Raw genomic sequence first — 7,519 nt, forward strand, 5'->3', positions numbered from 1 at the left:
GAATTTGCTATGAAATTTAATATATTAATCTTATTATTCATAATAACAACATTTCTTCAAGCAGAAATTGTAATTGTAACAAACAAAAATTCTGATATAAATAGTTTATCTAAAGAATCAATCAAATACTTATATTTAGCAAAAGTAAATACAATCAACGATATTAGAATCAAAGCCTTATTATCTAGAAATAAAACTTTACATGAAAGATTTATTAATAATATTATAAATAAAGATATTCAACAATATAGTAGTTATTGGGCAAGATTAGTTTTTACGGGTAGAAAACCAATTCCTAGAAGATTAAGTAGAGAACAAATTAAAGAAAAACTTGCTGAGAAAAATACAATAATTTATATTGATAAAAAAGATATCAATAAAGACTGGAAAATAGTATATGAAAGATAAATCTATAGATTTTATAAAAGATTTTGTAAAATACTATAACTCATTATCTATACTTAAAAAGTTTTTAATTCCTTCAATTGCAGGGTTTATGTTTTTTCTACTTTTTTATATATATATTCTATCAAGTACAACTTATATGAAAAAAACAATTCATCAAATAAATAAAGAGTCTATTCCTATTTATGAAACAATTTTTGATAATGAATTTTTATTACAAAAAATTTCTTTTGAACTTAATAATGCAGTTGTTGCAAAAGAGTTAGATTTAGTAAAAGAAACAAATGCTTATGCAAGTAAAATTCAAAAAAATCTTGAAAATCTTGAAAACACTACTTTTAAAGAAGAGATAATTAATATAAAAAATTCTTTTAATGAATACTATTTTGAAGCTAGTAATTTATCTGAAGACTTAATAGAAGATGATAATAGTTACGATTATATTCATATAAAAACACTCTTAGTTGTAAGTAAATACAATAAAATTTTAAAGTTATATCAAAATCTTAGAGAAACTATTAAAAAAGATATCAAAGATGATGTAAGTTCAATATATATAGCTTCAAGTAGAGTTTTATTTAATAGTAGTTATGCTTTTGTTTTATGGATAATTCTTTCATCTATGGGACTTTTTTATATTTATAAAGATATGAGTTCTAGAATAAAACAGATTGTTGAAGAGTCAGAAAGTATTTCACAAGGTAAAGCAAACTTTCACAAAAGACTCTCTTCTATTTCTTCTGATGAATTAGGACTTATTGTAAATTCAATTAATACTTTTATTTCAAAATTAGAACAAAACCATGAAGATTTAGAAAATGCAAAAGATGATATAAAACGTTTTATTGCAGATACAGTACATCAAATTAGAACTCCTTTATCTAGTATTCTTATGAATGCTGAGATGATAAAAGATTTGCAAGAAGATGACTCTTTAGCACCTTTTATTGATTCAATAGATGCTTCAATAAATATGCTATCAAACTCCTATGAAGATTTATCTTATGTTACCTCTTATGACTCAATAAAATATAATCCAAACTTAATCTCATTAAGTCAAATGATAGAAAAAAGAATAGTATTTTTTCAAACTATTTGTAGAATGAATTTAAAAGAAATAGATTCTGATATTGATATAAATGCCTATACTTATATAAATATTGTAGAACTAGAAAGATTAATTGATAATAATATTTCAAATGCAATTAAATATGCTCAAATAGAAAAGCCTATTTATATAAGATTAATAAAATCAAAAGAATCTAATAGAATTATTTTAGAGTTTAGAAGTTATGCAAAAGAGATAAAAAATAAAAAGAAAATATTTGAAAAAAATTATAGAGAAGAAGAATCAAAAAGAGGTTTAGGTTTAGGATTAAATATTGTAAAAAACATCTGCGATAAATATAATATTTCATATGAAGCAAGCTATAAAGATAATCAAAATATTTTTACTTATACTTTTGATGAAATTAAAAAAATAGGGATTTAATTTAAATTGAAATATATACAGCATTATCCACAAGAGATACAAAATCAAATACAAGAGTTAATAAACAAAGATAAATTAGGTGACTACTTAAGAAATAAATATCCAAAAAAACATGAAATTAAAACTGATAAAGCTTTATATGCTTATGTTATGGATTTTAAGAATGAATATTTCAAAAAATCTCAAATATCAAAAGTAATGTATGATGGAAAGATAAATGTAATAAGTAATGCTCTTGGAATGCACACAATTATCTCAAGAGTTCAAGGAAGTAAACTAAAATCTAAAAATGAAATACGAGTTGCAAGCATGTTTAAAAATGCTCCAGAAAAGTTTTTAGAAATGATTGTAGTTCATGAATTATCTCATTTTAAAGAGAAGGAGCATAATAAAGCTTTTTATAATTTGTGTACATTTATACAAGAAGATTATCATCAAATAGAGTTTGATTTAAGAGTTTATTTACTTCATTTAGACTTATATGGAAAGTTATATTAACTCTCCATATCTATTTTAACTTTTTTCTTTTATTTTTCTAATTCTACAGTATTTAAATACTCTCTAAATGAGTTTTGACCTAAGTTATCATTTTCATAAGAAGCAATTAAATTACCTACAAAATCAACAAGTTTAGAAGCTTCAACTTTTACACCTGTTTTATGTGCAATTCTACTTCCCTTCTCACCTTGAAGTTGACCACCTAATAATACATCATAACCTTCAACTCTTTTGCCCTCTTCATCTCTTACTTTAGTTCCAACAAAACCAATGTCAGAAATTTGTGGATGTGAACATCCATTACCACAACCTGAAATTGCTATCATTACAGTTTCAGTAAAGTTAGGGTTTTTCTCTTCTAATTCAAGTACAACTTTTTTAGCATACTCTTTTGTTTCAGTTATACCAAATTTACAAAATTCTCTACCTGTACATGATTGTAATCTTGCTCTAAATGGTGTTGGAGCATACGGGTAACCTAATGCATCAATCTCATCTGCAAGTGCTTGTGCATCTTGATCTTTTACACCATAAATTATAAAGTTTTGTGTAGAAGTTAAAGCCATTCCACCTGCATTGTATTTATTACAAATATCACTAATTAATTTAAAGTCTTCACCATCAACTCTTCCTGAGTTTGTAGCAAATCCAATAAATGATTCACCCTCTTGTTTGGCTTTATGAATACCAAAATGGTTTCTATTTTCTAGAGGAGTAATTGCTGGTTCTTCTAAACCATCTTCTAATTTATATCCAATAACTTTTTCAATCTCGGCTACAAATTTTTCTAATCCCCACTCATTTACTAAGTGTCTAACTCTTGCTTTATTTCTATTTGCTCTATTTCCATAATCTCTAAAAATCTCAGCACATGCAACTGCAACATCTTTTACTTGCTCAGGTTTAACGTACTTTTTTGCTCTTAATGCAATTTGTTTTGATTTTGAAAGTCCACCAGCTAGTGTTAAATCAAATAATACATCTCCAGATTCATTCTTAAAAGCTGTAAATGCTACATCTTGAATTTCATGAGCAGCTGAATGTCTTGAACACCCAGAAATACCAATTTTATATTTTCTAGGGAAGTTGCAGAATCTATCTTCATTTTCATCAAAATATGTATCAACTTCACGTGCAAGAATACTTGCATCAATAATTTCTTCAGCATCAATTCCGCCAACTGGAGAAGTCATAATAGGTCTTGGACCATCTCCTGATGCCATTCTTGATGTTAAACCTACTGAATCTAAAAGTTTAAAAATTGCAGGTATATCTTTTATTTGAATATAGTGAAATTGTATATTTTGTCTATCTGTAATATCAACTAAACCTTGAGCATACTCAAGTCCAATCTTTGCCATAACTGCTAACTGTTCTTGATTCATTTTTGTATCAGTTAATTTAATTCTTTTCATAAAATATTTTTTATCTTCTGTTTCATCTGCATTAATATGTGGATACATACCATACCATTTTAATAATCCAATATATTCATCACTTAAAGGTATTCCCTCTTGTGCTTCTTTAAACATATCTTCAATAACATGTAAAGGATTTCTTGAAGCTTTAAGCTGTTCAACTGCTGATAATTCTTTTTCTGCCATAAAGGACTCCTAATATTTATATCAATTTTAATTAATTTTTCAAAATTATAACATATAATTTTGAATATACAATTAATTTAATGTTGATTATTTAAATATAGTATAAATAAACACTATATATAGTACCTAATTAAATATATAACTATTTTACTTGGGTATTAATTTAAAATAAAAAAAGCAAAAAGAGTAACTTCCTTTTACTTATTAAATCTTTATCTAAAAGTTCTTTTGCTCCGCCAGCTTGAGTTGTAAGAGTAATACCTTCTAGTAATACTGATTTATCTTTTTCTTTATTTGGTAAATGATTATAGATAATCAAAGAAAAATAGATTTTTCACTATAATACGACAAACTTATACACTAAGAGAAAATATGAAACTATCAAATGAACAACTAGAAGAATTTAACTCAAACGGTTTTCTAATCTTAAAAAATTTTGCAAATGAAGAACTATGCAATAATATCTTGCAAAAAGCAAAAGAACACTTGAAAAGAAAAGAAGCTCCAATAGAGAGTGAACAAGAATATATGAATATAGATGAAGAGAAAATCACAGTTCGAAGATTAAGACAAGTGTATGATAGAGAAGAGATATTCAAAGATTGGATGACAAACGAAGAGATTAGACCAGTTTTAAAACAAGTTCTAAATGATACACCAGTACTTACTTTAGCTCACCATAATTCGATTATGACTAAGTTACCACATGAAAGTACAAGAACATTTTGGCATCAAGATAGAAGATATTGGCATTTTAAAAATGATGATTTAGTTTCTGTTTGGCTAAGTCTTGGTGATGAATTTTTAGAAAATGGTCTTTTAGAGTTTATTCCTACTTCACATAAAATTCAATTTGATAAAAATAGGTTTGATGAAAATTCAAATTTCTTAGATGAAAATATACAGAATCAAGAATTAATAAAAACAAAAACATCTCAAAATCTAAAAAAAGGAGATGTAGTATTATTTCACTGTAAAACTCTTCATCATGCAAGCAAAAATCAAAGTGATGATGCAAAAATCTCATTTGTTTATACTGTTCGAGCAAAATCAAACACACCTATAAAAGATACAAGAAGTGATGATAAGGAAATAATTCTTGACTAGTGATTTACAAAAAGATTTAATCAATCTTTTAAAAGAGAAAACAAAATTATCGAATAAATCAATTGAAAATATAATAAGCCTGTTAGAAGAGGGATGTACTATTCCTTTTATTGCAAGATATAGAAAAGACCAAACAGGAAATGCTACAGATGAAGATTTAAGAGCATTTGAAGAAGTTTTTAATTATTCGCAAAAACTTTTAAAAAGAAAAGATGAGATTATAAATATACTTGAAGAAAAAAACTTTTTAAATGAAAAAGTTAAACAAAGTATTCAAGAAGTAAAAACATTACAAGCCCTTGAAGATATTTATACTCCATTTAAAGATAAAAAATCATCAAGAACTTCATCTGCAATAGAAAATGGTCTTGAACCTTTAGCAAATATTATCCAATCTTTAAAATATACAAATGAAGAAATAAATCAAAAAGCAAAGCAGTTTACTTCAAAAAATATAAAATCAAGTGAGGATGCAATCACAAGTGCAAAAGACATAATTGCCCAAAGATATGCAGATGATTTTAAATCAAAAGAGATTATTAGAAACCTGATTGCTTCTTGGGGTGAACTAGTTATAAAAGAAGGCAAAAACTTTAATAAAAATGGTATTTACGTTAATTTTGTAGAAAAAAACGAAAAAATAAAATATATTAAATCACATAGAGTTCTGGCAATTTTAAGAGCTGTAAATGAAAAAGAATTATCAATCAAAATAGACATTGATGAAAAGCATATTTTAGAAAATATAAAAAAATATAAAATACCTTCTTGGGCAAATAGTTCAAAAGATATAGTTTTTGATGCATACAAAGATGGATTAAAAAGGCTTTTACTTCCTAGTTTAAAAAGAGAAGCTATTAATACTTTAAAGGAAAACGCAAGCGCACAAGCCATTGAGCTTTTTGGTAAAAACTTAAAAGAACTACTTCAAACAGCACCTTTAGTAAATCAGGTGATTTTAGGAATGGATCCAGGTTTTATCTCTGGATGTAAATTAGCTGTTATTGATGAAAATGGAATTTATTTAGACTCAAATGTTATTTATCCTACGAAACCAAAAGAAGATATAAAAACTTCAAGTAAAGTAGTACTTGAACTTATAAAAAAATATAAAGTAAATTCAATTGCAATTGGAAATGGAACAGCATCAAGACAAACAGCAGAATTTGTCTCAAAGCTTATAGATGAAAATAGTTTAGATATAAATTACGCAATTGTAAGTGAAATTGGAGCTAGTGTTTATTCAGCTTCTAAAATAGCAGCACTTGAGTATCCAAATCTAGATGTAACAATTAGAGGTGCCATCTCGATTGCAGGACGATTAAGGGACCCAATGGCAACCTTAGTGAAAATTGACCCAAAATCACTAGGAATTGGACAATATCAACATGATGTAAATCAAAAAGAGTTAGCTTTAAAACTAGAAAATACAACTGTGGATTTAGTAAATAAAGTAGGAGTTGATTTAAATTCTGCATCATATAAGCTTTTATCATTTATCTCAGGAATCTCAGAAAAACTTGCAATAAATATAATAGAACACAGAGATAATATAAAAAAATTTAATAGTAAGAATGAATTACTAAAAGTAAAAGGCTTAGGTGCAAAAGCATATGAACAAGCTGTAGGGTTTTTAAGAATTAAAGATGGAAAATCTATTTTAGATAATACTGCAATTCATCCTGAAGATTATACTCTAACAAAAGCCTTACAAAAAAACTTCAAGATAGAAGAAATAAAAGACAATCAAATTGAACAAATTGCAAATAATTTAAACACAAGTTTAGTAAAACTTCAAGATATTATAAATGAACTAAAAAAACCAGGATATGATGTAAGAAATGAGTTTAATCAAGTGAAATTTTCATCAGATGTTACAAAAATTGAAGAGCTAAAAGAGGGATTTATCCTAAGTGGAATAGTAAGAAACATCACGGACTTTGGCGCATTTGTAGATATTGGTTTAAAAAATGACGCCTTACTTCATATCTCACAAATATCAGCAAAAAGAATTTCACATCCAAGTGAAGTTTTGAGTATCAATCAGAATCTTGAAAATGTTAAGGTTGTTAGTGTTGACTTAGAAAAACAAAGAGTAGGACTTAGTTTAAAGTAAAAGTCAATTAGTAATTGCTATTGTTATTCTTGCAAAAGGGATATTTGTAGTTTAAATTTTAAAAATAACAATTGTGTATAAAATCATTATTTGTCTTTAATTAAATAAGTATACTTGTAAATAATATATTAAAAGGCTTTTAAAAGTAATCAAAAGCCCTTTATATGAGCTTTATCTAATTAGATTTTAAATTTTTTTTGTTATAATGATTAATTATAACTATTACCGTTATATATAAAACAAGGAGAAATAATGAGAAAGTTAAGTTTAATTGCATCTGCGTTTGCAATTTTATTG

Annotated in this window: 6 protein-coding genes; 5 read left to right on the forward strand and 1 reads right to left on the reverse strand. The window is 26.0% G+C overall.

Translation table 11 applies throughout. The annotated features are described in order from the left end of the window. The first annotated feature begins 9 nt into the window (after positions 1–9). From GBG18_RS08860 to GBG18_RS08870, 3 genes are read left to right on the forward strand one after another with little or no spacing between them, the layout of a single operon-like run. Positions 10–408, forward strand: a complete 399-nt coding sequence (locus GBG18_RS08860) for a hypothetical protein (protein ID WP_152190316.1) — start codon at positions 10–12, stop codon at positions 406–408. Beyond that, positions 398–1,897 (forward strand): HAMP domain-containing sensor histidine kinase, encoded by a 1,500-nt coding sequence (locus GBG18_RS08865; RefSeq protein ID WP_152190317.1) that lies wholly within the window; start codon positions 398–400, stop codon positions 1,895–1,897. The genes GBG18_RS08860 and GBG18_RS08865 overlap by 11 nt, the downstream gene beginning before the upstream one ends. A gap of 6 nt (positions 1,898–1,903) precedes the next feature. Continuing rightward, positions 1,904–2,395, forward strand: coding sequence for a M48 family metallopeptidase (locus GBG18_RS08870; protein ID WP_152190319.1), 492 nt, complete (start codon positions 1,904–1,906; stop codon positions 2,393–2,395). A 29-nt stretch (positions 2,396–2,424) separates the two neighbouring features. Here the strand turns inward: GBG18_RS08870 and GBG18_RS08875 are convergent, their stop codons facing one another. Next, positions 2,425–3,999 carry a nitrite/sulfite reductase gene (locus GBG18_RS08875; protein WP_152190321.1) on the reverse strand — a complete coding sequence of 525 codons (1,575 nt, stop codon included), beginning with the start codon at positions 3,997–3,999 and terminating at the stop codon, positions 2,425–2,427. Between the two features lie 372 nt (positions 4,000–4,371). Here GBG18_RS08875 and GBG18_RS08880 point away from each other — a divergent pair, with 372 nt between their 5' ends. Together GBG18_RS08880 and GBG18_RS08885 are read left to right on the forward strand one after the other, a co-directional pair. Next, positions 4,372–5,106, forward strand: coding sequence for a phytanoyl-CoA dioxygenase family protein (locus tag GBG18_RS08880; RefSeq protein WP_152190323.1), 735 nt, complete (start codon positions 4,372–4,374; stop codon positions 5,104–5,106). Further along, positions 5,099–7,222 (forward strand): helix-hairpin-helix domain-containing protein, encoded by a 2,124-nt coding sequence (locus tag GBG18_RS08885; protein ID WP_152190325.1) that lies wholly within the window; start codon positions 5,099–5,101, stop codon positions 7,220–7,222. Before GBG18_RS08880 ends, GBG18_RS08885 begins: the two co-directional genes overlap by 8 nt. The last annotated feature ends 297 nt before the right edge of the window (positions 7,223–7,519 follow it).

Source organism: Poseidonibacter ostreae, from assembly GCF_009208075.1.
Taxonomy (GTDB): Bacteria; Campylobacterota; Campylobacteria; order Campylobacterales; family Arcobacteraceae; genus Poseidonibacter; species Poseidonibacter ostreae.